At 42.0% G+C, this 19,080-nt stretch carries 12 protein-coding genes and 1 pseudogene; 9 read left to right on the top strand and 4 right to left on the bottom strand.

Annotated features, from left to right (window positions below):
• Window positions 1-279: 279 nt before the first annotated feature.
• The 3 genes from ACFE90_RS02365 (at window position 280) to ACFE90_RS02355 (ending at window position 7,312) form a co-directional block, all read left to right on the top strand.
• Window positions 280-2,055: an SWIM zinc finger domain-containing protein gene (locus tag ACFE90_RS02365; RefSeq protein ID WP_375497375.1), complete on the top strand. Its 1,776-nt coding sequence runs from the start codon at window positions 280-282 to the stop codon at window positions 2,053-2,055.
• Window positions 2,056-2,413: 358 nt separating this feature from the next.
• Window positions 2,414-4,162: a ShlB/FhaC/HecB family hemolysin secretion/activation protein gene (locus tag ACFE90_RS02360; protein ID WP_375497373.1), complete on the top strand. Its 1,749-nt coding sequence runs from the start codon at window positions 2,414-2,416 to the stop codon at window positions 4,160-4,162.
• 516 nt (window positions 4,163-4,678) lie between these two features.
• The gene (locus ACFE90_RS02355) at window positions 4,679-7,312 is read left to right on the top strand and encodes an EAL domain-containing protein (protein ID WP_375497371.1); all 2,634 of its coding nucleotides are present in this window, start codon (window positions 4,679-4,681) and stop codon (window positions 7,310-7,312) included.
• A gap of 395 nt (window positions 7,313-7,707) precedes the next feature.
• Here the strand turns inward: ACFE90_RS02355 and ACFE90_RS02350 are convergent, their stop codons facing one another.
• Both ACFE90_RS02350 and ctpB read right to left on the bottom strand, forming a co-directional pair.
• On the bottom strand, window positions 7,708-8,676 hold the full coding sequence (locus ACFE90_RS02350; protein ID WP_375497369.1) for a glycosyltransferase: 969 nt from the start codon (window positions 8,674-8,676) through the stop codon (window positions 7,708-7,710).
• Window positions 8,677-8,818: 142 nt separating this feature from the next.
• Window positions 8,819-10,159 carry a carboxyl-terminal processing protease CtpB gene (gene ctpB, locus ACFE90_RS02345; RefSeq protein ID WP_375497367.1) on the bottom strand — a complete coding sequence of 447 codons (1,341 nt, stop codon included), beginning with the start codon at window positions 10,157-10,159 and terminating at the stop codon, window positions 8,819-8,821.
• 310 nt (window positions 10,160-10,469) lie between these two features.
• Between ctpB and ACFE90_RS02340 the strand changes: the two genes are divergently transcribed.
• Window positions 10,470-11,168 carry a YdcF family protein gene (locus tag ACFE90_RS02340; RefSeq protein WP_375497365.1) on the top strand — a complete coding sequence of 233 codons (699 nt, stop codon included), beginning with the start codon at window positions 10,470-10,472 and terminating at the stop codon, window positions 11,166-11,168.
• A 121-nt stretch (window positions 11,169-11,289) separates the two neighbouring features.
• Here ACFE90_RS02340 and ACFE90_RS02335 read toward each other — a convergent pair.
• A pseudogene (locus tag ACFE90_RS02335) lies at window positions 11,290-11,439 on the bottom strand (type II toxin-antitoxin system Phd/YefM family antitoxin); the annotation flags it as partial.
• 31 nt (window positions 11,440-11,470) lie between these two features.
• Entirely contained in the window at window positions 11,471-12,673 is a 1,203-nt protein-coding gene (locus ACFE90_RS02330; protein WP_375497363.1) for a 3-dehydroquinate synthase, read from the bottom strand.
• Window positions 12,674-13,144: 471 nt separating this feature from the next.
• Here ACFE90_RS02330 and ACFE90_RS02325 point away from each other — a divergent pair, with 471 nt between their 5' ends.
• The 5 genes from ACFE90_RS02325 (at window position 13,145) to ACFE90_RS02305 (ending at window position 18,859) form a co-directional block, all read left to right on the top strand.
• Window positions 13,145-14,026 (top strand): EboA family metabolite traffic protein, encoded by an 882-nt coding sequence (locus ACFE90_RS02325; protein ID WP_375497361.1) that lies wholly within the window; start codon window positions 13,145-13,147, stop codon window positions 14,024-14,026.
• Between the two features lie 125 nt (window positions 14,027-14,151).
• On the top strand, window positions 14,152-15,060 hold the full coding sequence (locus tag ACFE90_RS02320; RefSeq protein ID WP_375497359.1) for a TatD family hydrolase: 909 nt from the start codon (window positions 14,152-14,154) through the stop codon (window positions 15,058-15,060).
• Between the two features lie 101 nt (window positions 15,061-15,161).
• The gene (gene eboC, locus ACFE90_RS02315) at window positions 15,162-16,094 is read left to right on the top strand and encodes a UbiA-like protein EboC (RefSeq protein WP_375497357.1); all 933 of its coding nucleotides are present in this window, start codon (window positions 15,162-15,164) and stop codon (window positions 16,092-16,094) included.
• A gap of 147 nt (window positions 16,095-16,241) precedes the next feature.
• A complete protein-coding gene (eboE, locus tag ACFE90_RS02310; protein WP_375497355.1) occupies window positions 16,242-17,468 on the top strand; it encodes a metabolite traffic protein EboE in 1,227 nt (408 codons plus the stop codon).
• A gap of 14 nt (window positions 17,469-17,482) precedes the next feature.
• Window positions 17,483-18,859, top strand: a complete 1,377-nt coding sequence (locus ACFE90_RS02305; RefSeq protein WP_375497353.1) for an alkaline phosphatase family protein — start codon at window positions 17,483-17,485, stop codon at window positions 18,857-18,859.
• Window positions 18,860-19,080 lie beyond the last annotated feature (221 nt).

Genomic DNA, 19,080 nt, shown 5'->3' with positions numbered 1-19,080 from the left:
CCCCAACTCTTGGGGAGACGCTGTTCGCGTTCGGGAAAGTCAAAAGTCAAGGTGATATGGTCAATACGGTTCGGTTAAGGTTATTGGTGGGATGTTATGGTGTGTAGAGACGTTACATTGCAACGTCTCTACAAGCGTTATCGATACTCCTAACTCCTAACTCAGCACTCAGCACTGTTTTGCTCCATATCCATAACTTTGAATTTCTTTACAGCGCGTTAGCCTAACACTAAGCTGGATTTAGGATTCATCCAGAAGATTTACGCAGGCGATCGCTCGATGTCTATTCCCCAAATTAGTGAATTTACTATCCGCCGTCATGCCAACGCCAAATCTTTCCAACGGGGCGAGGCATACTATGAGGCTGGTGCTGTCAATACAGTTACCCAACGTGGTGATCTGCTTCAGGCAGATGTTGTAGGCACTGAAGCTAAACCTTATCATGTCAACCTGAGTTTCGATCGCAGTGGGTTAACCTCAGTAAACTGCACCTGTGCCTACAACTTTGACGGGTGGTGCAAACACATTGTAGCGACAATGCTTGTTTGTGCGCGTCACCCAGAAAACATTGAGCAGCGCCCCACCCTAGAACAATTACTTAATCACCTGGATCATATCCAAACTCAAAGGCTGCTGCAAGAGTTGGTAACAGAATACCCACCACTAATTGAGGTGATTGATCGGCATGTAGCTTGGATGACTAATCCTCCTACTCAGCAAAAAAACACAAAGCCTGTGCTTCGCATTACTATTGATCCGGCTCCCTTTCGGCGGCAAGTACGGCAGATTCTCAAAGATACCGTGCGCTACTTTGAGGAAGGGTGCGAAGAAGACCCAATTGGTGAAGAATTGCTGAGTGTAGTGCAAACTGCTGTAGATTTTAGTGAACGGGGAGAGGGTGAAAATGCGATCGCCATTTTAGAAGCGATTACCTCTACCTGTGTGGAAAATTGGGATGATGTTGCAGAATACGGTGCTGAAAATGATGAACTTGTCGGGGAATTAAATAATGCTTGGTGTAAAGCAATTCTCAGTGCTGAACTCACCCCAGAAGAAAAAGTTGATATTCAAATAAATTTAGAAGCTTGGCAAGATGAGTGGAATGCTGATTTTGGCATGATTATGGAGGTTTTACGCCAAGGTTGGGATTATCCACCACTGGTGCAAGTTCTCCAAGGTAATATTACTGAAAGGGGAGCTTGGGAAGAAGACGTGCCAGACTACGCGGATGATTTGGCACTAATTCGCCTAAAAATCCTCGAACGTCAGGAACGTTACCAAGAATACTTATATTTAGCAGAAGCGGAAGGGCAAACCCAGCAGTATCTGACAATGCTAGGGCGTTTAGGCAGGATAGAAGAAGCAATTGATGCTGCTCAAACCCAGATGAACTCAATCGAAGAGGCTTTTGCCCTAGCGAAAACACTCAGCGTTCAAGGGGCATTACAGCAAGCACTAAATATAGCCCAGAGTGGATTAAATTTACCGGGTAAGTGTCAGTATGAATTGGGGATTTGGACAAGTGATTTGGCTATTGAGTTGGGTGATAGTGAAGCTGCTTTATTAGCAATCAAGGTGGCTTTTCAAGTGAAGCCCTCCTTTTTTGACTACCAGAAGATGGCAGAATTGGCTGGAGAAAATTGGGAAAGTGTCAAAACAGACCTGCTGAGAATTATTCGTACTGTCAGTGGTGGGGGAACAGAATCAGCCAAGGTGGATATATTCTTGCATGAGGGGCTAATTGATGATGCAATTGCGATCGCTAGTGAACTCAGTTCTTATAATTCAGAATTGATTCATCGAGTCATGGCTGCTGCTATCCCTCACAATCCTAGTTGGGTAATTGCTAATGCTCGTTTCCGTGCCGAAAAGATTATGGATGCAGGTAAAGCCGAATACTACTACTACGCAGTTGAATGGTTGAAAAAGGCACGTAATGCCTACTTGGAATCTGGAAATAAAGCTGAGTGGTTAAGCTATCGTCAAAACTTGATGCAAACCCACGCTCGTAAACGTAAATTGATGGGAATGTTTCAGCAAAGGGATATGCAGTAACCCTAAACCATAACAAAACGCAAGTTTGCCTACTTTTAACAAGGGGATTTTGCCCCAAGTATTGTTAGTTGAGATAGTAGGTAGATTTACACCGTACTCCCGCAGCAACAGATAATTCCAATATATCTGCTTGCTTATGCAGCTCAAACACTATCAATGTTTTAAGTCTGCAATAACCAGTTGATTTAGCTTTTAAATTGAAATTTGACCAAGATATCAACTTTAGTGACAAAAGATGAAGTAAGATTCACATCTGAAACAGTCTTTGAATAATCCTATAGTTTCTAACAAAAAATAGCCCGGTGCGATGATTGATAAATATCCTCAAAATCTTATAGTGTCCTGCTTACCACTGAGTATGCTTCTATTACTCAGCAGCATAATTTCTAGTCCAGTGAAAGCTCAAGCTGTTGATACTACACAATTACCAACTGGTAATTTCATCCTGCCACAACAACTTCCACCGCCACAGGATGTCCAACCACCCTCACCTTCGCCAGTTCCATCACCTGAACCACCACAACCACTCCCCCCGCCAGCAGAACTATTTCCACCCTCTACCCCAACTCCCACACCTGATGAACCACTCCCTGGCAACTTTCCTCAAACTATTGTTGTTGAACGGTTTGAAGTTGTTGGTAGCACAGTCTTCAGTCCCGAAGAGTTAGCCCTCGCCACTGCTGAATTTACCAAACGACCGATCTCACTGACCCAAGTGTATCAAGCACGTTCTAAAATTACTGATTTATACGTCCAAAATGGTTACATTACTTCTGGTGCTTATATCCCGCCCCAAACAATCCAATCCGGTGTTGTAAAAATTCAGGTGGTCGAAGGTAAATTAGAAGATATCCAGGTAACTGGAACTCGGCGGTTGAATCCGAATTATGTCCGTAGCCGACTAGCAATAGCTACATCAGCACCTCTGAATCGGCAACGTCTACTAGAGGCACTGCAACTTTTGCAACTTAATCCTTTGATTCAAAACGTCTCTGCTGAACTCACCGCAGGATCGCGGACTGGTTCGAGTCTCTTAGAAGTCAAAATCAGCGAGGCAAAAACCTTTAGTAGCCCAATAATTCTTGATAATGGGCGATCGCCTAGTGTTGGCAGTTTCCGACGTGGATTACGATTGAATGAAGCCAACTTACTTGGATTTGGAGATAGTCTGAGTTTAGGATACACCAACACTGATGGTAGCAACTCCTTTGACGCTAGTTACATACTGCCTCTCAATCCCCGCAACGGGACACTTACCTTCAACTATGGCACTACATCGAGTAATGTCATTGAACCTGCTTTTAAATCTTTAGATATCGAATCGGCATCTCGCTACTACGAATTGACATTTCGCCAGCCCATAGTTCAAACTCCCACACAAGAATTCGCTCTTGGCTTAACAGCTTCTCGACGCGAAAGTGATATCTCGTGGATACTACAGAGAGAGAACCCACCAGTTCCCCCCTCTGTACTTTCACCTGGATCTGATGAACAGGGACGTACCAGAGTATCTGCATTGCGATTTTTTCAAGAATGGACGAATCGTAATAGCCGTGAAGTCATCGCCCTACGCTCTCAATTCAGTTTGGGTATAGATGTGTTGAATGCCACGGTTAATCAAGATCCTCCTGATAGCCGTTTTTTTGCTTGGCAAGGGCAAGCGCAGTGGGCACGCCTCTTAGCTCCTGAAACTTTACTTTTACTTCGTTTAAATACCCAACTAGCATCAAGAACACTCTTACCTATAGAACAAATTGGCTTAGGTGGGCAGGATAGCGTTCGGGGTTACCGTCAAGATTATTTGCTCACAGATAATGGCACTTTTGTTTCTGCGGAAGTTCAAGTACCGATTCTGCGCTTACCCCAGATAAATAGCACGTTACAGGTTGTCCCGTTTGTAGATTTTGGTGTTGGCTGGAACAGTTCTGGTAGAGAGAACCCCGACCCTAATACTCTAGCTGCTGTTGGTCTGGGGTTGCGTTGGTCACAAGGCGATCGCTTTACCGTTCGTCTTGACTGGGGCATTCCTTTAGTATCTGTTAACTCGAATGATAGAACATTACAAGAAAACGGACTGTATTTTAGTTTATTCTATAATCCTTTTTAAAATTTAAGGGTTCATTCTCCTTCCCTTGCCTTCTCTAACATAGGCTGCGCCAATTGGAATTCTTGCTCCATTAAAGGAACTGGCGCGCGATTTCAAATCCTCAGATATTTTTCCCTACTGGGATGCCCCCAATTTATTTAATTCCTGCCTTGCTCTAATCTATTTTGCAAAATTAATTCTGTAAAACAGGACTATTTGACTGATTAAAAAATAAAAATCAGACCGTTATTTATTTAATTTAGAGTTTTCCCACACTCAGAATAAAGATCCGCAAATATACTAAGTGTTCTATTCAGCGTTTGATTTTATTCTGGGTATCCTAAGAAAGACAAGCTTAGATGATATGGACAAAGGGGGAAAATTTATAAATTATGTATGAATAGAGAAAACAGCTAGAACTTCTATCGCAAAACTGAATCCCCTGCTTTTTAAGAAAGGTTAGCTTTAACCTAACGGTATTGGAACTTGTGGGAGTAGGATTATTCAGACTAAGACATGAAAAATTGAGGAACAACCATGCTAGGAAACGAGCGGGAAAAAATACGCCATCTGTTGGTCATTCAAGACCTGCAAGGTCGGCGAACTGTCCCCTTGCAAGAGACTACTTATTCTCTGGGGCGGCATCCCGCAAACACTATTATCTTGTCTTCCCGGTCAGTATCAATGCAACATGCAATTTTATTGCGAGTAACTGTTCCAGAGACTGATCAATATGGCTTTCAGATTATTGATGGTAACTATAAGGGAAAGGGGAGTACTAATGGCTTATTTGTCAATGGCACTAAATGCTTTTCCCATAATCTTAGAAGTGGAGATGTCATTGCCTTTGGCAGTAATCAAGCTCAAGCTAAATATTATGCTATTTCTAACATTTCAGAACGAGCATTTTCTGAATCTTTTGATGTTGAAGACTTATCTGGTTTCCTATCAGAGCAAGGTAGTCCTGCCAATCCTTTTCAAACCTTAGCTCTCGATCCCAGCTTTGAAGTAGCTAGTGAGTCTGCTCTAGCTCGCCTAGCATCCTTCCCTGAACTCATCCCCAATCCAATCATTGAAATGGATTTGGAGGGAAGAGTCACTTATCTTAATCCAGCCGCAGCTCTCAAGTTTCCCAAGTTAAGGGAAATTGGAACAAAACACCCGATTTTAACAGGACTTCTAGGTACAAATACTGGAAAAAATAATTCTTTTGTGCGAGAGGTGGAAGTAGGTACAGAAGTTTTTGAACAATCCGTTCTTTACTTGCCTGAAAGTGATTTAATTAGAACTTTTATTATTAGGGATATTACAGAGCAAAAACAAGCCACAGCCGAACTACGTCAGCGCGATCGCTTGCTACAGGCAGTTGCAGAAGCTGCCAATTATTTGCTTGGGGAAATGAATTATGAAGCTGGTATTGATCTAGCTCTAGCTGTATTGGGTGAAGCTGCCAAAGCAGATCGTGCCTATCTCTTTCAGAACCATCCCCATCCTGCTACAGGAGAAATAGTAGTCAGCCTGCGGTTTGAATGGACACATCCTTCTACTGAATCTACTTACGAATATTGGCAGAATCAGCCTTATCAAGGTTCTGGATTAGCTCGTTGGTACGCTGTTCTCTCTAGCGGCAAGTCGATTAGCGGACTGACCCAACAATTTCCTGCCGCCGAACAAGAATTCCTGATTCGAGATGGCATTCAATCCCTTCTCCTGGTACCTCTTTGCTTGGAGAATGAGTTGTGGGGTTACCTTGGCTTGGCAGACTGCACCTTTGAGCGTCATTGGTCAAAGCACGAAGAATCTACCCTTTTGACGATGGCCGCCAGTATCATTGGTGCGCGGCAACGTCAGCAAGTAGAAAAAAAGATTCGCTATCAAGCCCTACATGACATGCTGACAGGGTTGCCCAATCGCCTACTATTTAATGAGCTGCTTAATAAAACTCTTCCCAACGCCACTCGGAATGGTGAAAGTTTAGCTGTGATCTTCCTCGACCTGGATCGCTTCAAGGTGATTAATGACACTTTAGGGCACACTCTGGGAGACCAATTGTTACAAAGCGTCGCTCAAAGATTACAAGGCTCACTCAGAAGCGGAGACACTATAGCCCGTTGGGGAGGTGATGAGTTCACTATCTTACTCCCGCGAGTCAATGATATTGAAGAGGTAACACTAGTGGCGTATAGAATATTACAGGCATTGGAGAATGCTTTCTATCTCCAAGACCATGAACTTTATGTGACTGCCAGCCTCGGTATTGCGTTGCTTGATAACAACAGTCCTGACGCCGAAACACTAATCCAGCACGCAGATGCCGCTTTGTACTACGCCAAGGACAAAGGGCGGAATAACTACCAATTCTATAGTGTTTCTCTCAGTGCTAAAAATCCTGAACTCCTGACTTTAGAAAAGAGCTTGCGCTATGCCCTAGAACGCAATGAATTTACGCTACACTATCAGCCCCGTGTCAACATTGCTACAAAAGAAATTACTGGTATGGAGGCTTTATTGCGCTGGCAGCACCCAGAGATGGGATTGGTCGCACCTAGTGTTTTCATTCCCCTGGTCGAAGAAAGTGGATTAATTGTCCCCATCGGCGAATGGGTGCTGCGGACAGCCTGTATTCAAAATAAAATCTGGCAAGATGCAGGATTGCCACCCATAACGATGGCTGTTAATCTTTCTCTTAAGCAGTTCCGCCAACCCAAATTGGTAGAGACTATAGCTACAGTTTTAGAACAAACGGGTCTAGAGCCGCACTTTTTAGAATTAGAAATTATGGAAACCACAGCCATTGAGGATTTAGATTTTACCAAAACGGTGTTAAAGGATCTACAGCAAATGGGTGTTTGCATCTCCATTGATGACTTTGGTACGGGTCATTCTTCGCTCTCGCGTCTACAGCTTTTGCCACTCCACAATTTGAAAATAGATAAATCTTTTATTCAATATTTGACGCAGGATGTTAAAGTAGCTCATATTATCAAGGCGATAGTTACCTTGGGACACAGCTTGGGGTTGAAGTTGATAGCCGAAGGGGTAGAAAAAGAAGAGGAACTGGAGTTCTTGAGAACTATTAATTGTGAGGATGTACAGGGCTACTTATTCTACCGGCCACTTTCTGTCCAGAAAGCAACAGAAATCCTCGAAAGTAAACGACCAACGCTCTAGTACCGCAAGGCGGAAGTCAACCCCAACTCTTGGAGACGCTGTTCGCGTTCGGGGAATTAAAAATTAAGAATTGATTTAAGAATTTTTCTCAATTTTTAATTTTACATAGGACTTAGGCAAAAAGTGCTAGAAAGCTTAATTTATCGAACCGCCATCTCTACGAGAGGCTTCCGCCAACGCGTAGCGTCTCGTAGAGAAGAATCGTAGAGCTTGCGTAAGTCCTATTACACAATTTTTAATTGGAGCGTACTCCTAGTAGGTCGAAGCAAGCTACGTGCAGCGTCTCCAAGAGTTGCGACGGTCGAACGGGAGTTTGTGAGCCAGCAACTAACAATCTGAGGGCATTTTCTACTCCCTACAGAACTGACTGCTCATATTCCAGCGCTCTAATATTGTCAAAGTCGATCAATTATCTTGGCATTTTCTGGCAACTTGGCGTCTCGTTGCCCAGCAGCACGCGCCCTAACAGTGAACAAACCAATGGGAGTATTTAATAAATCTACAAGGGTGGCTTTACCCGCAATCGCTTTTTTCATATCCCTTGGTATTTCCTTGACTAACCAACGTGCCAAACGATAGCCGCATTCTTTGAGTGTAATATCTCGCATCAAATCTACGCCGTACAGTTCGTGCAGATAGCGATTTGAGCGTCCATAGCGCCGCCATTGACTTCGCAGTTCTTGAAGTGTGGCGCGGTGGCGGTGCTGAACGATCGCATTCGGCGCAAATTCCAAACGCCCGATGTTTTGAGTCAAAATCCGCCAGCAAATATCGGCATCGCCACCAGTGGTAAGATAGGGACGAAATAAACCTGCTTTTTCTAATGCAATGCGTCGAATCGCTAAATTAGCGGTTTGACCATAGGGACGAAAGGAATGGTTTAGGGTATGCTTTTGCGACAAAGTTTCTTGACGATCTGCGTGCTGTTCTAGCAGAGTTGTACCTGGTAGTGCCAAAATTTCACCAGCGACAATTACCACTTCTTTGTTGACAAAAGGCTTAATTAATGTATCTAACCATTGCGGTTGTGGACGACAATCTGCATCAGTAAAAACGATAATTTCACCTGTAGCGGCGCGAATCCCAGTATTACGAGCAGCATAAGAGCTTTGAATTTGGTTTTCGCTCAATGGGCGGATTGTGATGGGGCAATTTTCGGCAGATGTTTTGAGGATGGGGAGAGTGCGATCGCTACTATTATTGTCTACCAACAAGTACTCTACCCGGTCTTTCGGGTAAGTTTGAGACAACAGACAATTGATTAACTCTGGTAAATCTGCCTCACCGTTATAAATAGGAACAACCACCGACACCATTGGTAAAAAACTGGTGGCGGTGGTTGCATCAACTGGCTGATGATTCATAAATCTGAGATTTTAGAGATGAGATTACTAGCTAGTATTCCCAATCCAAAATCCTAGAAAGGTATATCAAGCAGTTTTCATAACTCCAAAAATCTGGATTTGGGAATACTACTATATAAACACCTGGAAACAAATCACTCACCTAAAATTTTAGTTTATCGGCGCGGCTCAGGGGTCGAGTGGGCTGATTTGCTGGCGGTTGGGCAAAGTTGTTATTTGATAAAATTGCGATCGCACGGGCATATTGTGGATCACTCTTAGTTCCGATTAAATCTGGATTAGAAGCTAACTGCCGCTCTTGTGCCTCTGTCAAGTCTAGCTTGATATCTGGGGCAATCCCTTTATGGTTAATATCCGTTCCCGCCGGGGTATAGTAATGGGCTATAGTAACTGCCAAGCCGGAACCGTCTGCGAGTTCATGAACTGACTGCACTAAGGCTTTACCAAAGGTTTGACCACCTACGACTACCGCCCGCTTATTATCCTTAAGTGCCCCTGTGAGGATTTCGCTAGCACTAGCTGAATTACCATCCACTAAGACCGCCAAAGGACGATTTGTTAGAGCAGTGCGATTGGCTTTAGTTTCTTCAGTGCCGCCCACACGGTCTACTGTCTTGACAATGCCGCCGTTATCGTACCACATTCGCGCAATTTCAATGCTCGCCTGTAACAACCCGCCAGGATTTCCCCGCAAATCCAAGACATAAGAATCAACTTTCTTAGTGTTCAAATCGCGGATGGCTCGTTGCATTTGGTCTGCGGCGTGAGCGCTAAATTCTCGCAAACGGATATAGCCAACGCGGCGATTCCCTTCTTGCTTGAGGGTATAACGTACCGTTGGCACTTCAATGCTTGCTCTTGTCAGCTTCAAATCAAAGGCATTTTGCCCCGCCCGTCCCAGCTTTAGCTTGATGGGAGTACCCGCTTTGCCACGAATTAGCTTAGAAGCATCATCCACTTTCATTTTGAGAGTGGGTTTGCCATCAATTGCCAAAATTTCATCGCCTGCTTTGATCCCAGCTTTTAACGCCGGAGAATTTTCTATGGCTTCGACAACAGTGAGGCGCTGAGTTTTTTCGTTTACTTCCATCCGAATGCCAATACCAGAGACTTCCCCAGATGTTTGGCTAGTCAGGGCTTCAAACTGTTTGGGATCCATGAATCGAGTATAAGGATCTCCCAACTTTTGTAAAGCTTCGCGGATGGCAGTGTATGCTTCTTCCCGAGAAGAATAGTCTTTGCTCAACAGGCTTTGTCTGGTTGCTTGCCAATCTTGTTGATTAAATTTGCCATCAACATATTCATGATTCACCAGTTGCCATACTTGGTCAACTATCACTTTCGGGCTGTCTTGTAGAGCTAGAGCGGCCCGGACACCACGAGTCCAAGCGGTGCCGAACAAAGACATAGTAGCAGTAGTGGCGATCGCTCCACCAATCAAGGCTACTTGGAGCGGCGAGTAACTTTTCGCAGATTGGTTCATGTATATTAGCTGAAATAATTGTGTTATTGACAAGTTTAGCAATCAGGCTTTCAACAGATTTTTAAGTTTTTATACCCCAAACTAAGCTCTGCTCCCTTCATCATTTATATCGTTGAATGATGCCGAAAATACTGCATTCTTAACAACCATTTCTCAGTTTGTTAGCTTTCTCCGGAAGGCTATACTGAACATGTGACACTTTAATCAGCGTCATTTTTGTACTTTTTCATTACTTCTATAAGATAGCACTTTGATCACTGAATTGCAGTACTGTTAGACTGCCATTAAATCAGCTTTTCTTACCTAAGTCATGAAACGTAAATTTACCATCAAATCGTTAATTTCTATTAAAAAAATTTTTACTAGTCTGTGGCAATCGTTACAAAAACTAACTAGTGGATTGTATTTTGTTTTGGGCGCTTGGCTGATTTTTACCACTATAACCTTAGTTTTTGCTTCTTCGCAGCCAGTAGATGCCTTTTTTGTGCTTGGTGGGAGTATTCATCGAGAAACCTATGTTGCCCAACAATCAAAACAATACCCGCAAACCCCAATTTTAATTTCTCATGGTTCCCCAGACCCCTGTATATGGTTAATTTTTCAGGCGGAATTAGCAGGGTTACAAAACGTTTGGTTAGAAAACTGCGCGAATTCTACCTTTGAAAATTTTTATTATGGTATTCCAATTTTGCGACGTTGGGGAGTGCATAAAGTCATGTTGATTACCTCGCCAAGTCATTTACCCAGAGCAAAATGGATGGCACAGATTCTCTTGGGCGCTCATGGTATTTGGGTAGAGACAGAGATCGTTCAGGAGTTGGGTGTTCCTGGTAATCATGAATCTTGGGTCAAAACTGGATTAGATGTAACACGCAGCTTATTTTGGGCGATTGTAAGTCAAATTATTCAACCGCAATGCTCAAATGTAACAAGACTTACCGAAGTAGATATGCAAGCTTGGGAGAATCGAGGTTTTCATTGTGAACACCAAGGGGGGTTGAGGAGATAACTTACTCGTAATGTGTCCACATGCGAATTATCTTAACTACTTGCTCGGATTGGATAACCTCATATCAACCTCCAACTAGCTCCTTCAAGGTTTAGAAGTGGCTCCTCAGACCTTGGCTGACTCACCAATCCAACTCCCCATCACATTCTTGGGGGGTTGCTAGTCCTTCTTTGATAGATTCTCGCATTCCAGGGATAGATAATAAGTAAAGAGTCTCCTGAATTGCAGACCAATCTTTTTGGGCAAGCAAAATCGCATTACCGCGATCGCCTGGAAAATTGGGCGATGCATCCAGAGAAAAATTAATGCAAAACTTCCCAATCTTGCAGCAGCAAAATAGCATCTCTATATAAAGACAAATCCACCTGATGAACTTCTATTCCTTGCCCGATTCTTTGTAGAAGAGTGATTGTCAATTTTCCTCCTAAGTGTTCACGGAACTCGGTAAGCCCCCGAAATAGACAATGCGGATGGTCTAGTTGATCTAATTGTTCTCTCAGTGCTGATACATACAAAGTAAAGCCTAGTTTCTTGAGTGTACTTAGAACCTTTTGCCACTGAGATTGTAATAGTTGCCCTGTTAAATATGAATAGGTCGTATCTAAAGCAATACCGATCGCTACAGATTCACCATGACGTAGGCTGTAATTAGTTAAATGCTCTAGTTTGTGAGCAGCCCAGTGTCCAAAGTCTAAAGGACGCGATGAACCCATTTCAAAGGGGTCGCCGCTACCAGCAATATGCTCTAAGTGCAACTGAGAACAGCGATAGATCAACCTTTCCATTATGTCCATATCTCGATTAGCCAATTTATCGGCATTAGACATAATGAAATCGAAGAAATCTGCATCTTTAATCAGCGCTACTTTTACGGCTTCTGCAATACCCGATCGCCAATCTCGATCGTCAAGGCTAGTAAGAAAATCAAAGTCATTCAAGACAGCATAAGGTGGCATGAATGTACCCAAAAAGTTTTTCTTGCCAAAGGCATTAATTCCGTTCTTTACCCCTACACCCGAATCGTTTTGCCCTAATACTGTTGTTGGTACTCGTAGCAGCCGAATTCCTCGGTGAGCTGTTGTTGCTGCGTATCCTGCCATGTCTAGGACGGCTCCACCTCCAATTGCTAAGATGTAGGAGTGACGGCACAATCCAGCTGCATTTATCTGCTGATGAATTTGTTCTATAAATCTAGAATCGTTCTTGACTGCTTCTCCACCCGGAACTACTATCGGCTCACCAGTCAGTGTTAGTACATCTTCATAATACTGAGCGTAAACTGATAATTTTTTTAGCAACCCATCCTGATACTGTAAAAATCCTGCATCTACCACTGCTAGCACTTGTTTTGGGGCTGTTTCCCCATCTGTGGCGATCGCTTGTGCAAGTAAAGGATTATCTAACTGAAACAGACCTCTAGTAAAGTGAACATCATAATTAAAGGTTACGCGAACACATTGGTTAATTGGTTGCAGATTAAGAGCAGTTTTTTGTTGAATAACCATTGGATATTACTTATTAAATAAGTGTAAATATATGCAGTCTTGAGATTGGAATGAGAGCAAATTGGAAAATTAAGTTATTTTAAATTTTAGATTTAAAATAACTTACTATCAAAACTAAACTAATAAACATATCGTAATTTTGAAGTTTGTTTACTTTAATTTATAAACTTAAAAATCACATTTATATAACAACTTTATTGATTGCTTAAACTTTATATTTATAATTATTTATGGATATCATTATTACATTTAATTCTAATTTTATTTCGTCAATAAATTTGATTCTTTATCTAATTGAAATGGTATCTTTACAGTATCTTATTGAAAGTCAGGAGATTTTTATAGATTCAGTGAAGTTATAATTTCAGTAGTATATTAACTAGCTGCTTGAATCACAAAGTATCAAGTTTAGTGCTAGATTTTATACTTGGTTGTCACAAAAAAGTTGGGCAACTTCTGCTAAAATTCATCATGAGTAAAGTAAACAAGTTACTGCATCACTGGCTGTTAAAGTCTGTTTCAGAGAAAGCTTTTGCTTGGCTGGAACAGAAGCAGGCACAGATTGCTAGCGGTGCTGCTGAGAGAGTATTTTTTACGGCTTTTAGTGGTGTGCCGCGTTATCTAGGTAAAGAGGATTTGCAGCTAACATTCCAGGACTTGGAAGCAGCCCAGGATGCGATTCCCGGTTGGTATCCTGGTCATTGGAGTGTAGATCAAGCAGGTCGTACACTCTTGCTTCTAGCTTTGCCCCATGATGATGCTGAGGGCTATGTGCGATCGCTTGATAAATTCTTCTCCACTGCCGATATGGGGGAGTTAGTTGTCCTTTATCAAAGTTTGCCGCTATTACCACATCCAGAGTTACATTGCCATCGCGCTGCTGAAGGAATTCGCAGCAATATGAGTAATGTATTCCAAGCCATAGCACTACGAAACCCTTATCCAGCAGATTATTTAGATAATGCTGCTTGGAATCAGATGGTGCTAAAGGCTGTGTTTGTTGGTAGTCCCTTACATCTAATTTGGGGACTGGATCGGCGTGCTAATCCAGAATTGGCGAGAATGTTAGCAGACTATGCCCATGAACGTTGGGCAGCTAAACGCTCAGTTACGCCAGAACTTTGGCGACCTGTAGGACGGTTTGCGGATAGTGCAATCATTACAGATTTGGAAAAAGTACTGGCTAATGGGGATATACACGAGCAAGAAGCAGCAGCGTTAGCTTGTGCTGAGTCTGCTTTACCCCAAGCACAAGCATTACTTTCTCGCTACCCAGATTTAGAGTCATCCATTCAAAAAGGTAATTTGACTTGGAATAATTTTAGCTGCGATGCCAGCGGCGAGCTGCGCTAACGCCTTTTTGTTTACAAATAAAAGGGAGTGGGGAAGAAGCAAGGGAGAAGAGTTTTCCCCTCTGCACCCCGCCCCTCTGCGTCTTGTGCCCAATTCCCAATTCCCAATGCCCAATCATTACAACCATGATGTTTATCGATCCTCACATTCACATGTGTTCGCGCACTACTTACGATTACTTAGTAATGCGGGAATATGGCATTGTCGCTGTTATTGAACCAGCCTTTTGGTTAGGACAGCCACGAACAAACGCTGGCACATTTAAAGACTATTTCAGCAGTCTTGTGGGCTGGGAACGGTTTCGTGCTAGTCAATTTGGCATCCAACATTACTGCACAATTGGTCTCAATCCGAAAGAAGCTAACAATGAGGCACTAGCAGCAGAAGTTATAGAACTGCTACCACTTTATGCCTGTAAAGAAGGAGTTGTTGCCATTGGTGAAATTGGCTACGACGACATGACAGAAGCAGAAGATAAGTACTTTTGTCAACAGTTAGCATTAGCCAAAGAACTCGATATGTTGGTGCTAATTCATACGCCTCATCGTAATAAAAAGGCGGGTGCTATTCGGAGTATGGATCGCTGTATTGAATATGGCTTAGATCCTTCACAAGTAATTATTGACCACAACAACGAGGAAACCGTTGAGGAAGTATTAGGACGGGGTTTTTGGGCAGCTTTTACAATTTATCCACAGACGAAGATGGGTAACGCCAGGATGGTTGAAGTTGTCCGTAAGTATGGACGCGATCGGATCATTGTAGATAGTAGCGCTGATTGGGGTATTAGCGATCCTTTGGCAGTCCCAAAAACGGCTCAGTTGATGTTAGATAGGGGCATTCCTGAAAAACATGTACAAGCAGTTTGTTATGAAAACGCCCTAGCTGCTTACAGTCAAACTGGGCAGATGCAGGCATCAGACTGGCTCAATCCCCAATCTATTGATCAGCGTCAGTTGTTCAATGGCAATTCTGTGTTGCGAGGACAAGAACCAGGAATCAAATCAGTTTCAGATTATGTGTTGATTGAGTAAAAAATTGGGAGTGGGGAGTGGGAAGAGGAATTGCATATATATTTGATTCATCTGTAATATGCGGTTTATTTTGATAAATTATTAGGTACGGAGGCAGATAAGTGAATGTTGCAAGCTTAAATTTTCAAAGCTGGCGGAATTATCTGGAATTGATGCGTCCTGCTAATATTGTTACTGCTTGGGCGGATATTCTTGTTGGTTTTGCTGCTTGTGGCTCTGGGATTATTTTTGCTCAATTAATCAATGGAGAAGTAAGTTTTACCATACTAATTCCATTAGCTTGGTTGTTATTAGCTACAACTGGTTTATACGGCGGCGGTATAGTTTTTAATGATGTTTTTGATGCTGAATTAGACGCAAAAGAACGGCCAAAGAGAGCAATTCCCAGTGGCCGCGTATCTCGTGAAAATGCTACTTTATTGGGCAGTATATTGTTTGCGATCGGAATTATAGCTGCTTTTCAAGTATCGTTGTTAAGTGGTGCGATCGCTATATTTATCACTCTTTCATGCCTACTGTATAATTCACTCGCCAAACATCATCCTTTTTTTGGCCCTTTAAATATGGGTTTGTGTCGTGGCAGTAACTTATTATTAGGCGTAAGTGCTGTACCAGCAATGATAGGAGAACGTTGGTATTTAGCGCTGATTCCTGTTATTTACATTGCTGCTATCACCGCAATTAGTCAAGGTGAAGTTCACGGAGGTAAGAAAATTACAGGAGTACTCGCATTACTGCTGATTGCAATAGTTTTGACGGCAGTTTTAGCTTTAGGATTATTAGGAGAGTATACAGCGATCGCAGCATTACCATTTGCTATTTTATTAGCTATCAGAGTTTTGCCTAATTTTATCAAAGCTGCGCGTGAACCAGTAGCCGAAAATATCCGAAATGCCGTGAAAATAGGCGTGTTATCTCTAATAGTTTTAGATGCAACTGTTGCATCTGGTTTTGCTGGTTTGTATTACGGTTTATTGGTTCTAATTTTGCTACCATTTTCGATGAAGTTAGCAAAAATGTTTGCTGTTACTTAAATTTGAATGCATACACCCAGTAATACTATGAATCGGCTGTATGGGCGCACATCCATGCGCCCATACCAATGAATATATGACAGATATGTTGTGAAATAGTATAAGCCAAAGAAAATAGATTACATATACAAGGGATAAATCTAGAAAATGAAAATTACAAAAAACAGCAACTTTCATTTAACTTATTGCAGCAATATTCATACTGGCGAAAGTTGGCTAGAGGTTTTCGCCAATTTAGAAAAATATGTTCCCAATCTCAAGTCACGTTTATCACCGACAGCACCTTTTGGTATTGGTTTAAGATTAGCAGATGCAGCTGCTAAAGAACTGTTACAAAATAATAACTTGGCTCAATTCCAAGCGTGGCTTAGTCAAGAAGATTTATACGTTTTTACTTTAAATGGATTCCCTTATGGCGGATTCCATCGACAGGTAGTAAAAGACCAAGTTTATGCACCAGATTGGTCTACACAAGAACGGGTTGATTATACATTAAACTTAGTACAAATTTTAGCTACTCTATTACCAGAAAAACTTGATGGCGGAATTTCTACGCTGCCATTATCTTATAAACCTTGGTGGCAAGAAGACCAAGCAACTTTGGAGACAGTTCTGAAAAAGAGTTGTTTAAATATAGCATCAGTTGTTGTAGAAATGATTCGCATCTGCGAAGAAACAGGAAAGATACTCCATATTGATTTAGAACCTGAGCCTGATGGATTAATTGAAAATACCTCAGAAGTAATTGATTTCTATCAAAATTGGCTATTACCAATTGGCGGTAATTACTTATCACAAAAATTAAAGATTGAACAGAGTTTAGCAGAAAACAAATTGCTAGAACATGTTCGAGTTTGCTATGACACTTGCCATTTTTCAGTTGAATATGAGGAATCGCAATCTGTATTTGCGCGTTTCCAATCGGCAGGAATTAAAATTGGCAAAATTCAAATCAGCGCCGCAATTAAAGTAAAAATCCCTGCTGATGTTGAAAAACGTAGCTTGATAGTTGAACGCTTACGTCCTTTTGCTGAATCTACTTATCTTCACCAAGTAATAGAACGTCGCAGCGATGGTACACTCCATCACTATCCTGACTTAATAACTGCATTACCGCATTTAGAACAATCTTTAGCTGAAGAATGGCGTACTCACTTTCATGTCCCAATTTTTATTCATGATTATCAAATTTTGCAGTCTACCCAAGATGACATTGCTACTGTTTTACATCTACTTCAAAAAAACAATACTTGCTCACATTTAGAAATTGAGACTTACACTTGGGATGTATTACCAGCAAAAATGAAGATAGATTTGCTGACTTCTATTCAGCGAGAATATGAGTGGGTATTAAAAGAATTTGCGGCAAATTAAAAGGAGATTAATTTATGCAGAAAACTGTTGTTCTAAATGTCGTGGGATTAACGCCCAGTTTACTAGGAAAAAACACACCGTTTTTATCTTCTTGGGCGGCTATTGGGCAAGTAGTCCCGATCGCAACAGTTTTACCTGCTGTAACTTGTTCTGTTCAGGCTACTTATTTAACAGGAAAATTGCCTGAGGAGCATGGAATTGTCGCTAATGGTTGGTACTTCCGCGATGAATGTGAAGTGAAGTTTTGGCGGCAGTCTAATAAACTAGTGCAGGCTCCCAAAGTTTGGGAAATAGCTAAATTAATTGATCCGAATTTCACTTGTGCTAACCTTTTTTGGTGGTACAACATGTATTCTTCAGTCGATTATGCCATTACGCCGCGCCCGATGTATCCCGCAGATGGGAGAAAATTACCTGATATTTATACCCATCCTAGTGATGTGCGATCGCAAATTCAATCTGATTTAGGAAACTTTCCTTTATTCGATTTTTGGGGCCCAAAAACTACCATTAGTTCTAGTCAATGGATTGCCAATTCAGCAAAATGGATTGAGGAACATTATAGCCCTACATTATCACTAGTTTATCTGCCACATTTAGATTACTGTCTGCAAAAATTTGGTCATGATGAAAAACACATCCAAGCTGATTTGCGAGAAATTGATGCTGTTTGTGGCGATTTAATTGAATATTATCAAGCACGTAATACTCAGGTAATTATTCTTTCTGAGTATGGCATTACTTCAGTTTCTAAAGCTGTGGATATCAACCGCATACTACGGGAAAATGGTTTAATTGCTGTGCGGGAAGAATTGGGGCGAGAATTGCTCGATTTTGGTGCTAGCATTGCCTTTGCTGTTGCCGATCATCAAATAGCTCATGTATATGTGAATGATCCAGCATATATCCGAAAAGTGCGATCGCTTTTAGAAGCGACTGAAGGCGTAGCCAAGGTACTGGATGAAGAGGGTAAACAAACCTACCATCTTGCTCATCCTAGATCGGGAGAGTTGGTGGCGATCGCCGAGCCTGACGCTTGGTTTACTTATTATTATTGGCTTGATGATAATAAAGCGCCTGATTTTGCTAGAACTGTAGATATCCACCGCAAACCTGGTTACGATCCTGTAGAACTTTTCCTTGATCCGCAAATTAAATTTCCTCAAGGAAAAATTGCTCTCAAATTACTTAAGAAACAACTCGGTTTTCGCTACTTAATGGATGTGATTCCCCTGGATGCTTCCCTTGTACGCGGTTCTCACGGTCACATTAGCACTTCTCCAGATGAAGGGCCTCTATTTATCACCCATCAAACTCACTTAATTGGTGAAAATCGCATTGAGGCGACAGATGTTTGCTCGTTGATTCTCAAGCATTTGAATAGGGAGTAGGGAGTGGAGAAAAGGAATTTTTATCTGTGGTGACGGTGATTGCGCCATATAAATACCTGCTACACATTCATGGGTAGGGGCGCATATAGCGGTTCTCGTACCCTGCGGCAAGCCGCTACGCGTCTATGAATGCAATATCTGACCTCACTTCCATTCCTCTCTCCTAAAAGGAGAAAAAAGAGAGGCTTTGAATCTTACTCCCCAACGCTAGCTCTTAAGGG

The organism is uncultured Nostoc sp. (assembly GCF_964245445.1).
GTDB lineage: Bacteria > Cyanobacteriota > Cyanobacteriia > Cyanobacteriales > Nostocaceae > Nostoc.
This window is presented reverse-complemented; position numbering and strand designations above follow the sequence as displayed.